Annotated in this window: 19 protein-coding genes; 9 read left to right on the top strand and 10 right to left on the bottom strand. The window is 66.9% G+C overall.

Annotated elements, in window-relative coordinates:
• Nucleotides 1-54: 54 nt before the first annotated feature.
• On the bottom strand, nt 55-1,125 hold the full coding sequence (locus tag RSO01_RS07855; protein WP_147147892.1) for a hypothetical protein: 1,071 nt from the start codon (nt 1,123-1,125) through the stop codon (nt 55-57).
• Between the two features lie 114 nt (nt 1,126-1,239).
• Here RSO01_RS07855 and RSO01_RS07850 point away from each other — a divergent pair, with 114 nt between their 5' ends.
• Genes RSO01_RS07850 through RSO01_RS07840 form a run of 3 tightly spaced genes read left to right on the top strand, consistent with a single transcriptional unit; the run spans nt 1,240 to nt 5,327 of the window.
• Nucleotides 1,240-3,330 carry a VTT domain-containing protein gene (locus RSO01_RS07850; RefSeq protein WP_147147890.1) on the top strand — a complete coding sequence of 697 codons (2,091 nt, stop codon included), beginning with the start codon at nt 1,240-1,242 and terminating at the stop codon, nt 3,328-3,330.
• Nucleotides 3,327-4,061: an endonuclease/exonuclease/phosphatase family protein gene (locus RSO01_RS07845; protein WP_246158181.1), complete on the top strand. Its 735-nt coding sequence runs from the start codon at nt 3,327-3,329 to the stop codon at nt 4,059-4,061. The genes RSO01_RS07850 and RSO01_RS07845 overlap by 4 nt, the downstream gene beginning before the upstream one ends.
• 6 nt (nt 4,062-4,067) lie before the next feature.
• On the top strand, nt 4,068-5,327 hold the full coding sequence (locus tag RSO01_RS07840; protein ID WP_147147888.1) for a DUF763 domain-containing protein: 1,260 nt from the start codon (nt 4,068-4,070) through the stop codon (nt 5,325-5,327).
• 81 nt (nt 5,328-5,408) lie between these two features.
• Here the strand turns inward: RSO01_RS07840 and xth are convergent, their stop codons facing one another.
• Entirely contained in the window at nt 5,409-6,176 is a 768-nt protein-coding gene (gene xth / locus RSO01_RS07835) for an exodeoxyribonuclease III (protein ID WP_147147886.1), read from the bottom strand.
• A 43-nt stretch (nt 6,177-6,219) separates the two neighbouring features.
• On the opposite strand from xth, the gene RSO01_RS07830 reads away from it, so the two are divergent.
• Nucleotides 6,220-7,077, top strand: coding sequence for an SMP-30/gluconolactonase/LRE family protein (locus RSO01_RS07830; protein ID WP_170302916.1), 858 nt, complete (start codon nt 6,220-6,222; stop codon nt 7,075-7,077).
• A 2-nt stretch (nt 7,078-7,079) separates the two neighbouring features.
• On the opposite strand, the gene RSO01_RS07825 is transcribed toward RSO01_RS07830, so the two are convergent.
• The 3 genes from RSO01_RS07825 to RSO01_RS07815 form a co-directional block, all read right to left on the bottom strand.
• On the bottom strand, nt 7,080-8,081 hold the full coding sequence (locus RSO01_RS07825; RefSeq protein WP_147147883.1) for a TRAP transporter substrate-binding protein: 1,002 nt from the start codon (nt 8,079-8,081) through the stop codon (nt 7,080-7,082).
• 63 nt (nt 8,082-8,144) lie between these two features.
• Entirely contained in the window at nt 8,145-9,275 is a 1,131-nt protein-coding gene (locus RSO01_RS07820) for an ABC transporter substrate-binding protein (protein ID WP_147147881.1), read from the bottom strand.
• Entirely contained in the window at nt 9,251-10,807 is a 1,557-nt protein-coding gene (locus RSO01_RS07815; RefSeq protein WP_147147879.1) for a gamma-glutamyltransferase family protein, read from the bottom strand. The genes RSO01_RS07820 and RSO01_RS07815 overlap by 25 nt, the downstream gene beginning before the upstream one ends.
• A 200-nt stretch (nt 10,808-11,007) precedes the next feature.
• Here RSO01_RS07815 and RSO01_RS07810 point away from each other — a divergent pair, with 200 nt between their 5' ends.
• The 5 genes from RSO01_RS07810 (at nt 11,008) to RSO01_RS07790 (ending at nt 15,290) form a co-directional block, all read left to right on the top strand.
• Nucleotides 11,008-11,553 (top strand): RNA polymerase sigma factor, encoded by a 546-nt coding sequence (locus tag RSO01_RS07810; protein WP_170302915.1) that lies wholly within the window; start codon nt 11,008-11,010, stop codon nt 11,551-11,553.
• 61 nt (nt 11,554-11,614) lie between these two features.
• On the top strand, nt 11,615-12,115 hold the full coding sequence (locus RSO01_RS07805; RefSeq protein WP_147147875.1) for an anti-sigma factor: 501 nt from the start codon (nt 11,615-11,617) through the stop codon (nt 12,113-12,115).
• A gap of 1 nt (nt 12,116) precedes the next feature.
• A complete protein-coding gene (locus RSO01_RS07800) occupies nt 12,117-12,629 on the top strand; it encodes a periplasmic heavy metal sensor (protein ID WP_147147873.1) in 513 nt (170 codons plus the stop codon).
• Nucleotides 12,630-12,640: 11 nt separating this feature from the next.
• Nucleotides 12,641-14,206, top strand: a complete 1,566-nt coding sequence (locus RSO01_RS07795; RefSeq protein ID WP_147147870.1) for a DUF1800 domain-containing protein — start codon at nt 12,641-12,643, stop codon at nt 14,204-14,206.
• Nucleotides 14,207-14,213: 7 nt separating this feature from the next.
• Nucleotides 14,214-15,290 carry a DUF1501 domain-containing protein gene (locus tag RSO01_RS07790; RefSeq protein WP_147147868.1) on the top strand — a complete coding sequence of 359 codons (1,077 nt, stop codon included), beginning with the start codon at nt 14,214-14,216 and terminating at the stop codon, nt 15,288-15,290.
• Between the two features lie 22 nt (nt 15,291-15,312).
• Here RSO01_RS07790 and RSO01_RS07785 read toward each other — a convergent pair whose 3' ends face one another.
• The 5 genes from RSO01_RS07785 to RSO01_RS07765 all read right to left on the bottom strand — a co-directional run bounded on the left by RSO01_RS07785 (nt 15,313) and on the right by RSO01_RS07765 (nt 21,255).
• Nucleotides 15,313-16,254: a YiiG family protein gene (locus RSO01_RS07785; protein ID WP_147147866.1), complete on the bottom strand. Its 942-nt coding sequence runs from the start codon at nt 16,252-16,254 to the stop codon at nt 15,313-15,315.
• Between the two features lie 185 nt (nt 16,255-16,439).
• Nucleotides 16,440-17,891 (bottom strand): MFS transporter, encoded by a 1,452-nt coding sequence (locus RSO01_RS07780; protein ID WP_147147864.1) that lies wholly within the window; start codon nt 17,889-17,891, stop codon nt 16,440-16,442.
• 65 nt (nt 17,892-17,956) lie between these two features.
• Entirely contained in the window at nt 17,957-19,129 is a 1,173-nt protein-coding gene (locus tag RSO01_RS07775) for an SAM-dependent methyltransferase (RefSeq protein ID WP_147147862.1), read from the bottom strand.
• Nucleotides 19,130-19,135: 6 nt separating this feature from the next.
• Nucleotides 19,136-19,918, bottom strand: coding sequence for a DUF1365 domain-containing protein (locus RSO01_RS07770; RefSeq protein WP_147147860.1), 783 nt, complete (start codon nt 19,916-19,918; stop codon nt 19,136-19,138).
• Complete coding sequence (locus RSO01_RS07765) at nt 19,915-21,255, bottom strand: NAD(P)/FAD-dependent oxidoreductase (protein WP_147147858.1); 1,341 nt, start codon at nt 21,253-21,255, stop codon at nt 19,915-19,917. Before RSO01_RS07765 ends, RSO01_RS07770 begins: the two co-directional genes overlap by 4 nt.
• Nucleotides 21,256-21,327 lie beyond the last annotated feature (72 nt).

Here is a 21,327-nt window from a genome sequence, read left to right as displayed (position 1 = left end):
CGGTTCATCGAGCATCACACACCGGCGCGGAGCGAAAGGCGTTGCGTGACCCGTTCAGGCCGCCGCTGCCTTCTTGCGGTTGGCTTCCAGCCGTCGGTCGACCAGTGCCACGCCGCGGTCGATCTCGGGATGGCTGAGACCTTTCTCGCGGGCGATGAGCTGAACCAGCTTGTCGGCGCGCTCGATGAAGGGCACGCCGTTGTTCAAGGCGCGCGCCGCCGAGGCCGGTCGCACCAGGCTCTGGGCGGCCGCCGCGTACTTCTCGAACGGAACGAGGTCCTTGGGGTCAGCGCCGAGCTTGACGCAGAGGTCGAGCACGAAGTTGTAGACCGACCGCGAGGTCTCGATGTCGCTGTGCACGGCCTCTTGCGCGGTGCGCATGCCGTCCTCGGTGACGCAGCGGTAGTTGCCGGCCAGCAGCATCGCCCACTTGGCGAGCGGCACGAACACCGAATCGTAGACCTTGAGCTTGACCGGCAGCTCGATCTTGCCCTCGGGCGTATCGAAGCGCGCCGCCTCGACGTCCTTCTCGAGCTGGCTCAGAATGGCTGTCAGCTTGTCGTCCTTGAAGCGGGCGACCTTGAAGTTGGTGGGCAGCGTCACCTGCAGGAAGTTGATCTTCTCCTCCGGCGGCCGGATCGCCTGCGGATCGGGGCTGTTCAGCGTGATGCGCTCGGGGTCGAAGCTGTCCCAGACGGACGCGTCGGTGTAGGCGGGCTTGAGCTTGTCGCAATCGAGGCCGGGGATGCGCCGCAGGTAGGCGAGCGGCGGCATGTTCATGATCGACATGCACGGCACCTTCGACTTGCCGACCGCGTCCAGCAGCTGGCGCACGCCGTCGACGCGATATTGCGGCTCCTGCATGGCGAGCCCGATCAGGTCATAGTCGGCCGGATTGACGCCTGCCACGCCGCCGGCCGTCACCTTGCCCGGCAGTTTTTTCGAATCGAGCAGGACAGGGTCCTTGCGGCCGCGGATCGGCAGGCGGACTTTAAAGCCCTCCTGGTTGATCAGGTCGGCTTCGGCCGGCAGGCAGATGAGATGGATCGAATGGCCGCCGAACAGCATTTTCGACGCCAGCAGGGAGCCGTAGGACGCCCCCAGCAGCAGGATCTTGTAAGCCATTTGCCCGTCTCCCTTCACGATTTCTCAGCGCGCCGGCACTATAGCTTCTCCCGGCTGGCGAGGGGGCGTCAATTGCATTGCACAACCATTTGCCTGCCCGCACGTTGAGGGGCGATGAATTTCCTGCGGCCCAACCACAATGTCTGGCGGATCGAGCGGGCCGCCAGGGCCGCCGTCCTGATCGACGCCGCCGCCTTCTTCGAGGCCGTGCGCGGCGCCTGCCTGAAGGCCGAGCGCAGCATCCTGGTGGTCGGCTGGGACATCGACAGCCGCATGCAGCTGGTCGGCGCCGACGGCAATCCGGTCGACGGCTTTGCCAGCGGCTTCGGCGACTTCCTGAGCGACCTGGTGCGGGTCCGGCCTGAGCTGCATGTCCATCTCCTGCTGTGGGACTATTCGTTGCTCTATGCCGGCGAGCGCGAGCTGCTGCCGCGGCTGTCGCTGGGCTGGCGCACCCCCGAGCGCGTGACGCTCTGCATCGACAACTCGGTGCCGTTCGGCAGCTCGCAGCATCAGAAGATCGTGGTGGTTGACGATGCGTTAGCGTTCTCCGGCGGCCTCGACCTCACCATCCGGCGATGGGACACGACGTCCCATTCGGCCGACAACAGCCATCGCGTCGATCCCTCGGGCCATCCCTACCGGCCGTTCCACGACGTGCAGATGATGGTCGATGGCGCGGCGGCGCAGGCGCTGGCGCAGCTGGCCCGCGAGCGCTGGTGTCGCGCCAATGGCGGCAAGCCGCAGGTCGAGCCGCGTGGCGATCCATGGCCCGAGGCGGTGCGCGCGGACTTCACCGACGTCGAAGTCGGCATCGCCCGCACCCAGCCGCGCTATGACAGCGAGGGCGAGATACGCGAAGCCGAGACGCTGTTCGTCGACTCGATCGACTTGGCCGAGCGCGAGATCTACATCGAAAACCAGTTTCTCAGTTCGGCGCTCATCGCCGATCGGTTGGCCGATCGCCTGCGCGGCCAACCCGAGCTCGAAGTCGTGATCGTGGCGCCGCGCAGCCATGATTCGTGGGTCGAGCGGCATACCATGCGCAACGGCCGCATCCGCTTTTGGCGACGGGTCCGCGCCGCGGGCGGCGAACGCGTGCGCCTGCTCTATCCCGCGGTGGAGCAGGGTGGCCAGGCAACCAACACCATGATCCATTCCAAGGTCATGATGGTCGACGATCGCTTCCTGCGCGTCGGCTCGGCCAACATGAACAACCGCTCCATGGGCGCGGACACCGAATGCGACCTTGCGATCGAGGGCCGCACCGACCGGGAGCGCGCGGCTATCCGGGACATTCGAAACCGGCTGCTGGGTGAGCATTGCGGCGTCAAAGCCGACGATGTGGCAGCGTCCCTGGCGCGGCATGGTTCCCTGGTACGCGCCGCCGACGAACTCAGCGCCAATGGCCATCGTTTGCGCGCGATCGATGATGGCGAGCCCGACGAAGGCGCCCTGTCCGACGTCGTCGAACGCCTCGCCGACCCGCCGCGGCCGATCCGGCCGGCACGATTGGCGCGCCATTTGACGGCTCGCCTGCGACCGCTGCTGGTGGCGCTCGCCTGCGCCCTGGTCATTCTTGGTATCGCGTTGGCATGGCGCTATACGCCGCTCTCCGGGCTTGTGACGAGTGACAATGTGCGTGCGGTCTTGAAGAGCGTGCGCGGCGAGCCCTGGGCGATCCTCGTTGTCGTGACGGTGTTCGTGCTGGCAAGTGCGATCGTCTTTCCGCTCAACCTTCTGATCCTGACGACGGCCGCTGTCTTCGGGCCGTGGCTCGGCATCCTCTATGGCGGCGCCGGCACGGTGAGCAGTGCCCTGGTCATGTTCTTCATCGGCGGCCGGCTCGGCCGCGAGGCGCTCTACCGCATGCTGGGCAAGCGCTGGCGGCACGGCCTCGAGGGGGTGCGCAAGCGCGGCCTGCTGGCCGTGGTGACCTTCCGCCTGCTGCCGATCGCCCCGTTCACTTTTGTCAACCTCGCGGCCGGTGCGAGCGGCATCCGCTTCGTCGATTTCCTGGTCGGCACCGTGATCGGCATGCTGCCGGGCCTGGTGCTGATGTCGGTGATGGGCGATCGCATCGTCCGGATCCTGGCCGACCCCAGCGCCGGCGACATCGCCATCCTGGTCCTGTGCGTCGCCTGCCTGATCGGGCTCGCCGTTGCGGCGCAGGCGTTCCTGGTGCGACGTGGGGGCCGTGTGTGAGCGCGCCCGCTGGCCAGCTGGTCCGCGTCATGACCTGGAACATCCACGGCGCGGTCGGCCGCAATCCGCGCTTCGACCTCGAGCGCGTCGTCGCCCTGGTGCAGCGACATCACCCCGATATCGTCGCCCTGCAGGAGATCGATTCGCGCCGGGCCCGCGAGGGCCATGTCGACGACCCGTTCAAGATCCTGCAGGAGACCCTCGGCAATCACGGCGTCGGCGCCAAAAGCGTGACGACGGCCGACGGCGAGTACGGCCAGGCGCTGATCAGCCGCTGGCCGATGGCCAATACCGAGATCCACGACCTGTCATTCCCCGAGCGCGAGCCGCGGCGGGCCATCTGCAGCGACATCCAGACGCCGGCCGGTCCGTTGCGCGTGATCGCCACGCATCTCGGGCTGAGCTTCCGCGAGCGCCACAGCCAGGCCGTCGCTCTCTTGAAGATGTTGAACAACCTGCGCACGACCACGGTCGCGCTGGGCGACTTCAACGACTGGCTGTGGGCGGGCTCCGTCCGGCGCAGCCTCGGGCGAGTGCTGCCGGGCTATACGCGCCATCGCACCTTTCCGTCGCGCTGCCCGCTGTTCCATCTCGACCGCGTCTACCTCTGGCCACGCGCGGCGCTGGTGGCCAGCCACACCGATCCCGCGGCGCGCGCGATATCGGACCATCTGCCTGTCATTTCCGACATCCGCCTCGATCCATCGTGCTGCCTCAAAGGCGGGCGATAGCGGGCCATGGCTCAAAGAACCGGTAGCGCCAACCTGCCGCTGCATACGGGACGGGTTCCGCCGTGGCTCGCCGAGCGAATGACGCGGCTCGGCACGGTGATCAGCCAGGCGATCGTCCATCACTATGGCCGCGACGAGCTCTTACGCCGGCTGGCGCATCCGTTCTGGTTCCAGTCGTTCGGCGCGGTGATGGGCATGGACTGGCATTCCTCCGGCATCACGACCAGCGTGCTGGGGGCGCTCAAGCGCGGCCTGCAGCCGCTGAGTGGCGAGCTTGGGCTGCATGTCTGCGGCGGCCGCGGCCGCCATTCGCGTCTGACGCCGCAGGAGCTTGTGGCGATCGGCGACCGCGTCGGCCTCGATGGCCAGGCGCTGGCGCGGTCGAGCCGGCTGGTTGCCAAGGTCGACAGTGCTGCCGTCCAGGACGGCTACGATCTCTACTTGCACGGTTTCATCGTAGCTGACGACGGCAAATGGGTGGTTGTGCAGCAGGGCATGAACGGCGCGAACCGCCAGGCGCGGCGCTATCACTGGCTGTCGGAAGGGCTCACCAGCTTTGTCGACCAGCCGCATGCCGCGATCGAGGGCAGAGGCGAGGGCGAGATCGTCAACTTGACCGACCACCGCGCCGAGGCCTCACGCTTGGGCCAGCTCGATCTTCTTCATTCGCTGGGACCGGATGGCATCGCGGGCGAGTTAGCGAAGCTTGCCGAGAGCGAGCGTGAGCCGGTTGTCCAACAGCAGCTCGCCTTGCCCCATCTGGAAATGCCGGGGCATCACGATGTGCGGCCGGCGGACGTGAACCTGCGGCGCCTGCACGGCAACCTCGCGGCCGCCGCCGATCGCGGGCCCAGCGACTTCGCCGAGCTGCTGCTGGTACCGGGCGTCGGTGCGCGCACCGTGCAGGCGCTGGCCATGGTGTCCGAGGTGATCCACGGCGCGCCTTATTGCTTCGCCGATCCCGCACGCTTCTCGCTGGCGCATGGCGGCAAGGATCGCCATCCGTTTCCCGTGCCGATCCGCGTCTATGACGAGACCATCGGCGTCCTGAAGTCGGCGGTGCAGCAGGCCAAGCTCGGCCGCGACGAGGAACTCGGCGCCATCCGGCGGCTGGACGAGCAGGCCCGCCGCCTCGAACGCCGCGCCCGCGGCCCCGGCGTCGAGGAACTGATCGCCAGGGAACGGCGGATGTCGCCAGCGTATGGCGGACGGAGCGTGTTCGGTGAAGAGCGGCCGTCGCCTGACGAGGACCAGGAACGCTCGTAGACTAATTACGCTGTCATCCCGAGCGGAGCGAGGGATCTTTCCTGTCGCTTCAAAGATCCCTCGCTCCGCTCGGGATGACAATCAGCGCAACTCGATCCAGGCCGGGGCGTGGTCGCTGGCGCCGTCGCGGCCGCGTTCGTCGCGGTCGACGCCGCCCTTCTTCAGCCGCCCGGCGAGCGAGGGCGACAGCAGCAGATGGTCGATGCGCAGGCCGGCGTCGCGCTCCCAGCGCCGCCGTTTGTAATCCCAGAAGCTGTACATCGGCTTGTCGGGAAAGAGCGTCCGCAGCGAATCGGTCCAGCCCTGGGCGACCAGCTTGGCGTAAGCCGCCCGCGTCTCGGGCTGCACCAGCGCATCGTCCTTCCAGGAGTTCATGGAATAGATGTCGAAGTCGGTCGGTACGGCATTGTAGTCGCCGGCCAGCACGACCGGCGCGCCGCTCTTCAACAGCTTGCGGGCATGAGCCTGCAGGCGGTGGAACCAGTCGAGCTTGTACTTGAACTTCGGTCCGGGCTGCGGATTGCCGTTGGGCAGATAGAGGCAGCCGACCAGCAGGCCGTCGATCGCCGCCTCGATGTAGCGGCTCTGCGTGTCGCCAGAGTCGCCGGGCAACGCCTTGCGGGTCAGGATCGACGGCTTGCGGCTCAGGATAGCGACGCCGTTCCAGGTCTTCTGGCCGCGCCACAGGGCGTGGTAGCCGGCCTCGCGCAGGGCGGCCTGCGGGAAGGCCTCGTCGGCTGCTTTCAGTTCCTGCAGGCAGACGATGTCCGGCCGCGCGCGCTTCAGCCAGGCGAGCAGGTTCGACAGGCGACGGTTGACATTGTTGATGTTGTAGGTGGCGATCTTCATCGGCGCTAACCTAGCGGTCCGCGAGAGCATAAGGGAGGACGCCGTGCAGCGCGTTGCAACTGGCTATGGCCTGATCGAAGGCCCGGTATGGGATCCCAACCATGGCCTCTATTTCAGCGACGTCATCAACGGCGGCGTGCATCTGCTCGATCGCGCCGGCCAGATCACGCTGGCCGTCCCCAAGCGTCGCGGCATCGGCGGCATGGCATTGCACGACGCGGGCGGCCTGGTCGTCGGTGGCCGCGACATCGCTTGCGTGTCCCTGGCCAACGGCACGACGCGCTCGCTGCTGTCGCTCGACGCCATCCCCGGCGCAACCGGCTTCAACGACCTCACGACCGATGCCGCGGGCCGCATCTATGTCGGCTCGCTGGCCTTCCGCGTGTTCGGCGGCGAGACGCCCAAGCCCGGCCATCTGCATGTCATCGACCTCGATGGCGGCATGCGCACGCTGTCGGACGGCATCCTGCTCACCAACGGCCTCGGCTTCTCGCCGGACGGCAAGCGGCTCTATCACAGCGATGCGCGCGGCCCGCTGGTGCGCATCTACGACGTCGCGCCTGACGGTTCGGTCGGCCCGTGGCGCAAGTTCGCGTCCCTAGGCGAGGCGGGCGTGCCGGATGGACTGAAGGTGGCAAGAGACGGCTCGGTCTGGGTTGCCGATGCCCACGGCGGCCGCGTCGCCGTTTTCAATGCCGACGGCACCCATCGTCAGGACATCGCTGTACCCCTGCCGATGGTCACCAGCCTCTGCTTCGGCGGCGACGACCTCAAGGATCTCTACATCGTCACCGGCTCGCGCGGCGGTCCGCATGAGAACTGCGGCAGCATCTTCCGCCTGCGCGTCGAGGTCGCCGGCCTGGCCCTGCCGGTTGCGCGCGTCTCGCTCGGCGGCGGCTGACGCTAGTCCTTCGGACGTTCGGATTGCAGCTCCAGCGGCTCGTCCGCCTGGATGCGGCGCACCAGGGAGAGCAACTGATCGTTGTCGACGACGGTCGAATAGAGCGGCACGAGCCTGTCGGTAAACGCCTTCTTGTCGACATCGGTCACGATGACGCCACCGGCCGCTTCGACGGTCCGTCGCCCCGCCGCCTCGTAGTCGTCCCACAGCCGGCGCATGAAGGGAACGGACTCCTTCGCGGCGCTGCGGATGATCGCCTGCTCATCGGGTTTCAGCGTGTCCCAAACGCGCTTTGAAAACACCAGGACGGCCGGCGCCATCGAATGGCCGGTCATGCTGAAGTAGGGCGCGACCTGATAATGGCGCTGCGAGACGTAGGACGGCCAGTTGTGTTCCGCGGCGTCGATCAGACCCGACTGCAGGTGGACGTAGACGCGATCGGTCGGCACGGCGACCGGACTTGCGCCGACGGCGCGGAACATGGCGGCCCAGGCGTCGGCCTGCTGCACGCGCACGCGCAGCCCGTACATGTCGGCCGGCGTGCGGATCGGCTTCTTGTTGCTGTACATGTGGCGCGGGCCACCATCGTAGAAGCACAGGCCGATCAGTCCCTGCGCCTCGAGGCTGGCGAGGATCTCCTCACCGATCGGCCCGTCGAGGATGCGCCGCGTGTGTTCCTTCGATTTGAAGAGATAGGGAAGGGCGAGCACCGACGTCAGCGGAGCAATGTTGTTCAATACCCCGAGATTGATCCGCGCCATGTCGAGCTGGCCGTTGCGCACCTGGGCCGCGGTGTAGTTCTCCGAATCGCGGTCGTCGTAACCAAGCACAGTGATGCCGAGCTTGCCGCCGCTGCGCTCGCGCATGACTTTATCGACCTGGACGACGGCTTGGACCGTCGGATAGTCGAAGGGATGGATGTCGGAGGAACGGAATTCCCGGGCATCGGCCGGGGCGGCTGCGCAGACTGCCAGCAACAGGCCCAGTACGCGGGCTGAACGCATGGTCGGCTCCTTGAGGACAACCTGCCCCACAAGCAAAACGCCGAAATCGACCGAAAGTTGCCGTCAGGAACGCGGCGGTATCGAGTAGCGGGCGGCCGGCTTGGGAATGCGGTCCGTGCCGCCGAAACAGACGATTTCGGCCTCGTGGGCCATGTTGCCCTTGCCGTCCGAGCGATAGGTGGTCACGACGCCGTGATAGATGTCGCTTGCCAGGCGGTCGCGAACCGCCTTGGGCGTGACCGGCTGCCCCGCCTTGCGCAACTCGGCGATGATCTGGCCCAGCATGCCCACGGCATCGAACTGGGCGGCGGCGAAAGCGTCCGGCTCGCTCTTGTAGGCAGCACGATAGGCGTCGAGGAAGGCGCGCATCGGTCCCGACGTCGCCGAGATCGGGGACGCCGCCGTCTCTGCACAAACACCCTTCAACTCGGCGGGCTCGAGCAACGCCGCCGTCGCAGGTTGGTGCATGGCGGAGCCCGCCACGATCGGCACGTCGGGCAGCAGCTGGCGCGCCTGGCGCACGGCCAGCACCGTCGAGGCGGCGTGCAGGTGCAACACGATCACGTCGGCGTTGGCGTTCTTGGCGCGCAACAGCGCCGGTGAGAGATCGTTGACCGTGGGCGCGATGCTCTCTTCCAGCACCGGCGGTGCCTTGAGCTCGATCAACGTCTTGGCGAGCTGCTCGCGTCCGGACTGGCCGTAGGCGGTGCTCTGGTAGATCACCGCCGGCCGCTTGGCTGAAAGCGTCTCCACGACGTAGCGCGCATGCGCCACCTTCACCGTGGCGTCGCTGGGGAAGAAGCGGAAGAACCAGGGATTGCCGAGCTCGCCCAGTCGCGCTGTCCCCGAGATCGTGAGCAGCGGCACGCCACGGTCCTGCGCCAGCGGCAGCAGCGCCAGCATCTGCGTGCCGAGGATCGGCCCGACGACGGCGGGCGAGGGCGCGCCGCCCATGACGCGCTCCCAGGCCGTAACAGCGGCCTCGGGTGTCGCCTGCGTGTCGAGCACGTCGGGCTTCAACGTGACGTCCTTGAGCTGGCTCGCCGCCAGCAGCGCGCCGTTCCTCTGGCTGGTGCCTTCGAGCGCGACGAAGCCGGTCAGCGGCACCAGCACGGGCAAGCGCAGGTCCTGCGCCGCCGCGGGTAGTGCGACGTGCGCGGCGAGCGCTGCTACTGCGCTGCGCCGCCAGCCCATGGCGACATCACCTCATTCATGCCGGTCAGCTCTCCGCTCGCGGGGTCGCGCACGATGCACGACGGGTTGGCAAAGCCAAGGGGCGAAACCTGATTGCCAACTTCGACGATCGCCAGCTTGGCCGCAATCGCCTTCTTCACGGCGTCGGGCAGGTCGCGGTTGGCGCGGATTGGCCCCACGCCGGAGACGTCGATGCGCGGCTGGTGGAAGGCCGCTTCGACGTCCATGCCGCGATCGATCAGCATCAGCGACAGCTGCGTCACCGCCGGCACGATGCGCCGGCCGCCCGAGGCGCCGATGCAGAACCACGGCTTGCCGTCCTTGGTCACGACCACCGGGCAGATATTGCACAACGGCCGCTTGCCCGGCGCGATCGAGTTCGGCCGGTTGGGCTCGGGATCGAACCACAGCATGCCGTTGTTCATGGTGATGCCGGTCTTGGGCAGCATCACGCACGAGCCGAACAGCGACATCAAGGTCTGGGTCAGCGCCACCATGTTGCCTTCCGAATCGGCGGCACAGAAATGGGTGGTGCAGGTGTTGGTGGGCTTGTCGCCCATGGTCTTCAGCCGCTCCTCGTAGGCCTTGTGCATGCCCTCGGCGATGGCGACGAAGAAATCGGCATCGGGCGCACCCTTGCCCTTGGTCTTCGCGCCGGCGAGCTCGATGGTGCGGCGAAGCGTCGGTCCTGCGGTGAGGCCACCCGCGACGTTGATGACGGCATCGCCATGCTGGAACGACAGCGGCTCGACGATGCGCGCCTCGTAGGAGGCGAGATCGTCATAGGAGATGGCGGATCCGCCGGCCTGCAGGTCGGCCGCGATGTCACGGGCCAGGTTGCCTTCGTAGTATTCGCGCGGGCCGCCGTCGGACAGCCGTTGATAGGTCTCGCCGAGATTGCCGAGCTTGAGGTAGCGGACGTTGGCCTGCCAATCGAGCGTCGGCACGCGGCCATTGTCGGGCAGGTAATTGGCCTTCGACGCGGGGAACTTCGACAGGTGCTCCGCGCCGTTGGCCAGCATGACCTGCATGTACCAGTCGAGCTCCATGCCGCGCTTGGCGAGCGCGGTACCCGGCGCCATCACGTCCTGCCATTTCAGGCTGCCGAAGCGCTCCAGCGCCTTGGCCAACCCGGCGACCATGCCGGGCACGGCGATCGAGTGGTAGCCGACCTCGTTCCTCTGCTCGAGGATGTCGGGCCAGGCGAAGGGATTGGCGGGGCCGGGGCCGACGATCTTGTAGTTCGAGGGATCGAGCTTCTTGGCCGAGATCGGCCCGTAGTCGATCGTCCAGGCGCGCTGCTCCTTGGCGCTCCAGATCGTCATGAAGCCGACACCGCCGATGCCGCTCATCCACGGCTCCAGCGCGCCGATCGCCATGCCGGTGGCGACGGCGGCGTCGATCGCATTGCCGCCCTTGCGCAGGATCTCTGCGCCGACCTCAGCGGCCCTGCAGTTCTGCGCGACGACGACGCCCTTGCCGCGCACCGCCTGCTTGGTGACTTTCCATTGACTTGTCAGAGACTCACTCATCAACACTCCCCATACCCATTGCCGTCATCCCGACCGGAGCCTCGCGTAGCGAAGCGAAGTGGAGGGACCTTTCTTCCTGCGACGACCAAAAGGTCCCTCGACTACGCCACCCTACGGGTGGCTTCGCTCGGGATGAAGGCCTGATTTAGCCACAAACCCTGTTACACTGCAGGGCGGACGGGCCGAGAAAGAACGCGGGCGTGGCGGAACTCAACCAGATCGACCTGCGGACGCTCCTGACGGGCAACAAGCGTGCATGGGATGGCTTCGTCACCGCGGCCGCGCCTCTGATCAATACCGTTGTGCGCCGCACGCTCGCTTCATACCGGCTGAGCGAAGAGGATGTCATGGATGCCGCTCAGGATGTGTTCGTACGTCTCTGTGCCAATGACTATCGGCTGTTGAAAACCTACGATCCGGCGCGCGCCGGCCTGTCGACTTGGCTCGCCGTGGTCTCCCGGTCGGCCGCCGTGGATCACGCCCGCCGGCGGCGGCAGGCCACCACGCCGCTGGACGACGTTCCCGAGGCCAACCTGGGGGTCGAAGATCGCCATGTGGAAAAACTCAAGATTCCTCAAGGGCTTCTGACCGATCGCCAGATGCTGGTGCTGAAATGCCTTTATGACGAGGAGAAGGACGTGTCGGAAGTTGCGCAACTTCTGAAGATCGATGCCCAAACCGTTCGCAGCACACACCATAAGGCGTTGCTGCGGTTGCGGGCACATTTTCAGAAGGAATCCCAATAGAATCGCCATTTGCAGGGGATGCCGGGCGGGTTTCTGACGTAATCTGCAGCAGGAGAGCACGATGAGTACCGAACGTCCTACCCAGAGCGACAGGGAGCTGTGGCGGAGCCTTGTCACGGATCGCCCCGCAACGGGTCTCGTGTCGGACCTCGATTTCGCCGCTTGGCTGGAAGGCCGCCTGTCCGAGGCGGATGCCGCGCGCATCGAGGCTGCCGTGGCGACCGACCCGGAGATGCGCCGCGCCGCCTTGGAACTGTCGGAAGTGTTGAGCATGCCGTTGCCGGCGGCGCCGGAGCGCCTCGAGGTGCGGGCCAAGGCATTGGTCGGCTTCGAGGTCGAGCGGCGCGCGCCGCGCGTCGGCTTTTTCGACTGGCTGTTCGCCAAGGACCGGCGCTTCGCCTTGCCGCGCCTAGCGACGCTGACTGCCGCGGTGATCGTCGCCATCTCCGGCTTCATGCTGGGCGGCGGCCTCGGCGAATCGATGGCCCAGGAACGCTACACAACCACGCAGAGCGACACGTCGAACGACCTGACCGAATTCCTGGTCTCGGACGGCATCTGACATGCCGCGCCTGATCACGGTGGCACTGGCCCTTTCACTGCTGCTGAATGGGTTCTTCGTCGCGGGCTTCGTGTTCCGCGGCTGGATCGCTCCCGTGACGTTCGAACAGCGCATGCCGCCTCCACCGCCCGGTCCGCGCCCCGGCGTGCTCGAGATGGTGGCGAACGACGTCAGCCTGGACGGCAGCCAGCGCGAGGCGATGCGCGGCGTCTTCGAGCAGCACACTCAGGCCCGTCGCGACCGGTTCCGGGAAATCCAGAAGACGCGCGAGCAGATCATCAACGAATACAAGCGCACGCCAATCGATCCGGAGAAACTTGCTCCGTTGATCGATCGTCTGACCGACCTGCGCGCCGATCAGCAGAAAGAGACCGTGCGCGCCCTGGCCCAGCTCGAGGCCAAGCTGACACCCGAACAACGCCAGCGCCTGCATCAGGTCCTGGTCGACCGCCTGTCGGGCCCGCCGCCGATGCAGCGCCAGCCGGGGCAGCCGCCGCCGCGTCCCTCGCAGTAGGAGAAATCGCCATGGTCGCGCCAATTGGTCGGCGAGGATTTGTGGTCGGTACAGCGGCATTGTCCGCCGGCCTGTGGCCGCTGCGGCCGGGCCATGCCGCCGCGACGATGGATTTCGACGAGGCGCGGCATCTCCTATCGCGTACCACTTTCGGCGCGACGCCGGCGGAGATCCGAGCGCTGGAATCCCAGGACTATGTCGCCACCGTCGATCGCCTGCTCGCCGGCGTGCGCCGCGACGCCGTCACGTCGCCGCCGGGCTGGCTGCACGAAGGGCCTGCCGAGCTGCAACGGCAAGTGCAGGTCGCGCGGGCCGAGGCTGCCGAGGCAAAGGGGAAGGTCGGTGTCGACGGCAAGCCATTGCAGCCCGAGCGGCCCTTGCAGGAGCAGAGCCGCGAGCTGCGCAACTGGTGGATCGAGGAGATGCTGGCCACCGACCAGCCGCTCACCGAACGCATGGTGCTGTTCTGGCACAACCACTTCACCTCGTCGTTGATGAAGGTGCGGTTCCCGCCATCGCTGTTCCGCCAGAACGCATTGTTCCGCCGTGAGGCGCTGGGCAACTTCGCCACGCTCCTGAAGGAAGTGGCGCGCGATCCTGCCATGCTGATCTATCTTGACGGCATGCGCAGCGTGGCGCGCCAGCCCAACGAGAACTTCGCCCGCGAGCTTCTGGAGCTCTTCACTCTGGGCGAGGGCCACTACAGCGAGGCCGACATCAAGGCCGCCGCGCGCGCCTTCACCGGCTGGACGGTCGACCGCCAGACCGGCCACTTCAAGACGCGCGACAACGAGCATGACGGCGGCGAGAAGACCTTTCTGGGCCAGACCGGGCGCTTCGACGGCGATGCCATCATCGCCATCCTGCTGAATCACCCGCGCACCGCCGAGACCATCGTCGAGAAGCTGTGGCGCGAGTTCGTGTCGCTGAAGCCCGATCCCGCCGAGGTCAAGAAGCTCGCCGCCGGGTTCCGCGCCAACTACGAGCTGAAGCCGCTGATGCGCGCGATCCTGCTGTCGGCCCAGTTCCGCGATCCCGCCAACCGCGGCGCGCTGATCAAGTCGCCGGTCGAGCTGATCGTGGGCACGGTCCACCTGCTTGGCCTGCCGGTGCCGGAGAAGACCCAGCTGGTGCGCATGATGATCGGGCTCGGCCAGATGCCGTTCGATCCGCCCAACGTCAAAGGCTGGCCGGGCGGCGAGAGCTGGATCAGCACCTACACGCTGCTGCTACGTCAGCAATTCCTGCGCCGCATCGTCGAGGCGACGACGGTGGCCTCGATGGAAGGGGCGATGATGTCGAGCCCGCGCAATCGGCGCATCGAGCGCCGCGAGCAGCTGCCGATGCGGTCGGACGAGGGCACCATGCAGATGGCGGAGCCGCGGCCGATCGAGGGACGCAGCCTGCGCTATGCCGGCGACGAAGCAAAGCTGGGGCCGACGCTTGCCGGCGTCGACTCCGCGACCTTGCTGCGAACGCTGCTGCCGCGCGCGCCGATCGACACGGTCGATCCTTCGCACACGCCGGGCGCCACGGTGGCATCGGCGCTGCTCGACACCGCCTACCAGCTGAAGTGAGGTTGCCATGGGCCGCATCCTCCTGCTGATCGAACTGAAGGGCGGCAATGACGGGCTGAACACCGTCATTCCCTATGCCGATCCCAAGTATCGCGAGTTTCGTCCAGGCATCGGCGTGGCGCGCGATCATACGATCCAGCTCGACGAGAAGGTCGGGCTGCACAACAAGCTCGAACCCTTGATGGAATCGTGGAAGGCGGGCGACCTCGCGATCGTGCAGGGCGTCGGCTATCCCTATCCCAACCGTTCGCACTTCCGCTCGATCGAGATCTGGGACACGGCGTCAGCCTCGAACCAGACCCTGAGCGAGGGCTGGATCGCCCAGGCCTTCAGGGGCGCGACGCCGCCCAAGGGCGTGGGCGTCGACAGCATCGTCGTCGACACCAATGCGCTGCCCAGCACCGGGCCCGAGCTGCGCACCATCGTCATGCAGGACGCCGAGAACTTCCTGCGCCAGGCGCATGCGCTCCGGGACACCGGCGGCATGAAGGACGGCGGCAATCCGGCGCTGCGCCATCTGCTGGCGGTGCGCCAGGAGATCAACGCGGCGGCCAAGGGCCTGGCCGACAAGCTGCGCGATGCTGCGGCGCCCAAGGAGGCCTATCCGCAGGAGGTGCTGCTCGGCCGCCAGCTCGACCTCGCCACGCGCATCGTCACGGCGCGCGTGCCCGTGGTGGCGATCAAGGCGGCGCTGGGCGGCTTCGACACCCATGCCAACCAGGTGCAGCCGCACGAGCGGCTGCTGGGCTTCCTCGCCAGCAACCTGGCGACGCTGCGCAAGAACCTGATTGCCGCCAACCTGTGGAACGATGTGGTGGTGATGACCTACTCGGAGTTCGGACGCCGGGTGCGCCAGAACGCCAGCGCCGGCACCGACCATGGCACGGCGGCGCCCCTGTTCGTGATGGGGGGCGGCGTGAAGGGCGGCCTGCACGGCGCCTATCCATCGCTCGGCGATCTCACCGACGGCGACCTAAGACACACCGTCGACTTCCGCAGCGTCTTCGCGACCATGGCGCAAGGTTGCTGGGGCCAGCAGCGCGACTTCGGGCTGCGGCAGCCGCAGCGACTGAGTCTTCTTTAAGCCACGCAGATCGGGCGGCGATTTATGGGCGTCCTCTAAAACTGCCGTCGCGGTTGTAGCTATCGATCATCTGGTTGTAGTCGCGTAGGAGCCGCGCGGGAGAGCCTTCGACCATCCAGGCGCCTGCGCCACCCATCATCATCTGGTCGCCGGAGCTGTAGGGTACCTTGTCGCGGATGCGGCGCATCAGCTGCTTGGAGGTGACGAGGAAGGATTTCGCATTGCTCATCAACGAAGAGCTGATCTTGCCGCTGCCGTCGCCGGAGAACTCTTCGGCTCCCTTGACGAGATCTTCAAATTCGCTGACCGCCTTCGTGATCGTTGCGACGTCACGCGTCTCGGAAGTCTCGACGCGCAGCACGCGCTTGGCGTGGATCATCAGCGCCTGGACATAATAGGCGGCCTTGCGGCCTTCCTTCTGCTCGATCTCGGCGAGTTGCTCGGCCGCGCGACGGTCGTTGATCGCTTCGACGCCGTTGCGTAGCGCCGTGTCGGCGGCCGCGAACGCATCCCACGCAGCGATCAGACGTGGATGCATGGCCTTGCCCTTGGCCATCCCGTCGTCCTTGTAATCCTGCCGCTCGTAGTAGTCGTCTGCCTCCTTGAGCAGTGGTTCGAGCTTGCTTACAGCGTCCGCGTAGGCTGAGGCCGCGGCTTCGAGGCCGGCGTCGCGCGGCTCGAGTGTGTTGGCCTTCTCGACGGCTTTCCGGCAGCCGGATGTGTCGTAGATCGTGTAAGTGCCGTAGATGATCCGCTCCTTGCCGGTCGGGCCGGTCTTGCCGACCCATTCGAAATAGCGCCGGCGCGAGTCGTAGGAGCGCTCCGAGAGGCGGTTGATGCAACCGACGTAGGCGTTGATCTTTTCCGTCAGCGATGGCGTCTGGGCGGCGGCTTGATCCTCGAACGCAGGGAGGAAGAGGAGCGCCGCTACCGCGGCAAGAGTGAACGACCGAGCCGGTTTCATGACAAGGTGCCTCCCAAGAAGGCCGTTTCATGCTCCATCCGCATGTGCAGGCGGACCCGCCGCAAATCTACCGATGCGAGCAATCAACTCATGCATAATCGGTAGATAAAACGTGGTCTGTGGCGAACGTCACATTGTCCTGATGCGACGTCGCTTGCTTCCATCGGTTGCCGCGATGGCGCGAGCTAAGCCCGCCCCATCAGCTCGTCGCGCACTGAGCCGCGTTCGGCTTCGATGCGGATGGACCAGATCAGGAGCGCTGCCGCGATCTTGATGGCCACCGGAAGGGCGATATAGACGAAGACCAGCGCCGTGCTGCCGTACTGGCCGCGGCTTGGATTGAAGCCGAGAAGCGCCGCCACAGGCAGCGAGCCCGCCGCGCCAATCGCGGTGGCGAGCTTGGTCGAGAGCGCCCACAGGCCGAAGTAGGCGCCCGTGTCGCCCTGCGTGTCCTTGCCCTCCGGCGAGTTGATGATGTCGGCCAGCACCGACGGCGGCAGGCCGTAGTCGGCGCCGATGCCGAGCCCGGTGATGACGGCGATGGGCAGGAACCACGCAAAATCGCCGGCGCCCAGGAAGACCGCGAGCGACATGGCGATCACGGTCATCACCATGGCAAAGAACCAGGCCACGGTCTTGGTGTAGCGGCGCGACAGCAGCAGCCACATCGGCACGCTCAAGGCGGCAGCGCCAAAGTAGACCAGCAGGATGATGCCGGCCTGCGTCTTGTTCCCTTTGAGCACGTGCTCGACATAGAACAGCATCACCGACACGGCGACGCCCAGCGCCGAGCCGTTGATGATGAAGACCAGCAGCAGGCGCCGGAACAGCCGGTTCTTCATCGGCGCGAAGAACGGCACCAGCGTCTTGAGCGAGGTGCTGTGCTCCATGTTGCGCGTCGGCCGCGCCAGCGAGGGCGCCAGGCTCACCAGCCAGTCGCGGAAATAGCGGACGTGGATCTCCGGATGCTCGCGCACGACCGGCGGATGCACCGAGGCCGGCGACCAGAGCAGAGTCGGCAGGGCGAAGGCCAGCGCCACCGGAATGAAGATCAGGCCCATGTAGACGTAGCCGGCATGGTCGCCGAACTTGGCCGTGAAGATGGTGGGCAGCACGACGGCCAGCGTCATGCCCATCAGGCCGAAGACCTCGCGGCCGACCGTGATGCGGGTGCGCTCGTTGTAGTCGTCGCTGAGCTCCGCACCGTGCGCGTGATAGCTGATCGACACGCCGGCGTAGCCGAGATGGACGATGAACAGCGCCACGAACAGCCAGAGCGCGAGCAGCGTCGGCTGCACGAACAGTGGCTCCGGCGGGTGGAACAGCATGTAGAAGCCGCCGATCATCAGCGGCAGCATCAGCGCCACGAAGGTGAGCCGGCCGCGCGGGCCCCTGTGGGTGAACTTGTCGCTGATCAGGCCGATGACGGGATCCTGGATGGCGTCGATGACGCGCGCGGCGATGAAGATCAGGCCCATGATGCCGAGCGGCACCTTGAGGACCTCGCCGTAGAAGTGGCTGACATTCAGCACCACCGGCAGGGCCGCCATGTTCAGCGGCAGCTGGTTGGTGGAGTAGGCGATCAGACGCCCGAATGTCAGCCGAACGGACGCGGCGGCCGATCCGGTCCTGGTCATAGGCGCATGCACGCGAATATAGCCTTCCTGGTTCGCGCCGCTTTCAGCGCCTTGCTTGATGACAGTTATATATGTCGGAAGTGGGCCTGCAATACGTCCGTGCGCCCGGTCGAGAAGCCGGCCGCGCAATAGGCGAGATAGTACCGCCACATGCGGCGAAACCGGTCATCGAAGCCCATTTTCGCCACCTGGTCGGCGACCCGGTCGAAGCGGCCCAACCAGGTCTCCAGGGTACGCGCATAGTCCCGGCCGAAACTGTAGAGTTCGGCGACCTTCAGGCCGGCCTGGCGACACTGCTCGCGCAGGCTGGTGGGCGATAGCAGCATGCCGCCCGGGAAGACGTAGGTCTGTATGAAATCCGGATGGCGGCGGTAGCTGTCGAAGAAGTCGTCGGCGATGACGATCGCCTGCACCAGGATCGACCCGCCCGGCACGACATGGCGCTTGAGGGCGGCAAAGTAGTCGGGCCAGTAGCGCTCGCCCACCGCCTCGATCATCTCGATCGACACGATGTGGTCGTAGCTGCCTTCCATGTCGCGATAGTCGCAGAAGCGCAGGTCGACCCGGTCGCTGAGGCCGGCGCGCTCCAGCCGCTCGCGGGCATAGTCGAGCTGCTGCTGGGAGATCGTCACGCCGGTGACGCGCATGCCGCGGCGCGCGGCCGTCTCGGCGAAGCCGCCCCAGCCGCAGCCGATCTCCAGGATGCTGTCGCCCTGCTTGGCGCCGATCTGCTCGAGGATGCGCTCGTACTTGGCGGTCTGTGCAGCCTCGAGCGGCTGGCCGTTCGTGCCTTCGTACAGGGCGGACGAGTAGGTCATCGTGGGGTCGAGCCACAGCCGATAGAAGTCGTTGCCGAGGTCGTAGTGGGCGTGGATGTTCTTGCGCGAGCCCTTGCGCGAGTTGCGGCGCTGCCAGTGGAGGAACTTGAGCGCCAGGTCGTGCAGGACATTTGTATGGGCCATACGGCCCAGCGACTTCTCGTTCTCCGCCAGGAGCGCGATCAGGCCGGGCAGATCGGGCGAATCGCAGAAGCCTTCCATGTAGGCCTCGGCGAAGCCGATATCGCCGTCGAGCACGACGCGGCGGAAGAACAGCCAATCCCTGACGTGCAATTCGGCGTGGGGCGTGGCGCCTTCGCTGCCGAAGCGGTGCGTCGTGCCATCTGGGAGATGGAGGGTGAGCCGCCCGACCGAGAGGCGTTCGAGGGCTTTCAGAACAAATCGGGAGGCGATCGTCATGCAGTCTCAGCGCGTCACCAGCTCCGCTGGTGGAGCGGGCTTGCGGTGAAATCTCGCCCGCTTGCAGATCAGATGCAAGGCCTGCCAGTGGATTCGGACGATGACCGCCAGGGTCATGGTCGGATTGCCGAGGAAGCGCCGCAACACGCTGGCGTCGGTCAGGGCCTCCCGCCGGCCCCCCACGGAGGTCGCCAGCATCAGGCCCTGGGCGTCGTGGTAATTCACGTCGACATGGGCCCGCCCGTCGTCCAGCCGGAAACGGAAGCGGTAGCCGCCCTCGACCGGCAGGAAGGGCGAGACGTGGAAGGCTTTACGACCCTCCAGCCAGGCGTCGGGCTCGATCGGGCGCTGGTCGTCATGATGGACCAAGTAGCAGTGGCTCTCGCCGAAGGTGTTGTTGACCTCGCACAGCACGGCGCGCAGCGACCCCGAGCGGTCGCGGCAGAACCAGAAGCTCACCGGATTGAAGACGTAGCCCAGCATGCGCGGCAGGGTCATCAGCACGACCTCGCCGTCGCAGATCCCGTCCAGGCCGTGTCCGGCCAGGATGCGCCTGAGCCAAGCCCCGAGGTCCGAATCGTCGCGCGCGCCATGGTCGGCGCGGCGGAACGACACCAGGCCGCGCCGGTCGAGCCGTAGCCACCGTCCGGCCGCGCTCTCAAGGGCACCGAGGCCGAGGCAGAGATAGGCGACGCGGTAGCGGAAGGCATTGTCGCGCGGCCGCAGCCGGCGATGCACCACGGTGGCGTCGACGATGGTATGGACGGGTGTGGGGGAGGGGCCGCTCACGGCACGACCGGCACGGGGAAGGGACCGATCGGCGGCGCATCGGCCACCACACGCGGCGGATCGCCGATGCGGCGATGCTCGTCGGGCCTGCGCCAGGGTCGGCGCACGCCCAGCTGCTCGGCGACGTCGAGGCCGGCCGACAGCGCGTCCTCGTGGAAGCCGTAGCCGCAGTAGCTGCCGCAGAAGAAGGTGTCGCGCATGCCCTGGATGGCATGCAGGGTACGCTGGGCGCGGATCGCGGCGGCGTCGTACATCGGATGCTCGAAGGTGAAGCGCTGCAGCGCGCCTGCCGGCGTGCGGCCGGGATTGACCGACACGAACAGCGGTGTGCTGTCGGGGAGGGCCTGCAGGCGGTTCATCCAGTAGGTCACGCTCACCGGGCTGTCGCGATCCTCGCTGTCGGCCACGTAGTTCCAGCTCGACCATGTCGAACGGCGGCGCGGCATCAATGTTGCGTCGGCATGCAGCCAGACCTCGTTCGAGGAATAGGCGAAGCGGCCGAGCAGGTCGCGCTCGCGCGCGTCGGCGTCGGTCAGCAGGGCCAGCGCCTGGTCGGCATGGCAGGCGAGGATCGCCTTGTCGAAGCGGTCCCAGTGGCCGGCGGCGTCGCGGACATGCACCCCGTCGTGGCCGCGGCGGATTGCGCCGGCCGGCGTGGCGAGCCGCGCGCGCTGGCGCAGCGGCGCCACGATGCGCTCGACGTAGGAGCGGCTGCCACCCTGCACCGTGCGCCAGGCGAGCTGCGGGCCGACGGTGAGCAGGCCGTGATTGTTGAAGAAGCGCACGAAGGTCTGTGCCGGATAGTCGAGCATGCGGCCGAGCGGCGTCGACCAGATGCAGGCCGCCATCGGCACCAGGTAGCGGTCGCGGAAGGCGGCGCCGAGCCCGGCATCGTCGACGAAGTCGCCGATCGTGAAGTCGAGGTCCTCGCACTTGTCGAGCAGGCGCGGCGCCAGGCGATTGAAGCGCAGGATGTCGTGCGTCATGCGCAGGAAGGAGGGTCGCACCATGTTGCGCCGCTGCGCCAGGAAGCCGGCGAAGGTGCTGCCGTACTCGAAGCGCCCGCCGTCGAGGCTGACCGCGAACGACATGTCCGACGGCTTGGTCGGCACGCCGAGATGGTCGAACAGGGCGACGAGGTTGGGATAGTTGCGCTCGTTGAAGACGATGAAGCCGACATCGACCGGCTGGCTGCGGCCCGCCCCCGGCGCGTCGACCGTGCAGGCATGGCCGCCGAACCGGCTCTCGCGCTCGTAGATCACGACATCGTGCTGGCGGCTCAACAGCCACGCCGCGCCGAGACCTGCAACGCCGGCGCCGATGACGGCAACTTTCATCCTCTGACCCCGCTACCGGATACCGCCTAGGTACGCCGGTGAGGCCAGATCGGATCATGGGAGCGCGGGCCT

Origin of the sequence: Reyranella soli, from assembly GCF_007992495.1 — a bacterium.
Taxonomy (GTDB): domain Bacteria; phylum Pseudomonadota; class Alphaproteobacteria; order Reyranellales; family Reyranellaceae; genus Reyranella; species Reyranella soli.
The sequence above is the reverse complement of the archived record's forward strand: the minus strand, read 5'-3'. Positions and strand labels throughout refer to the sequence as shown.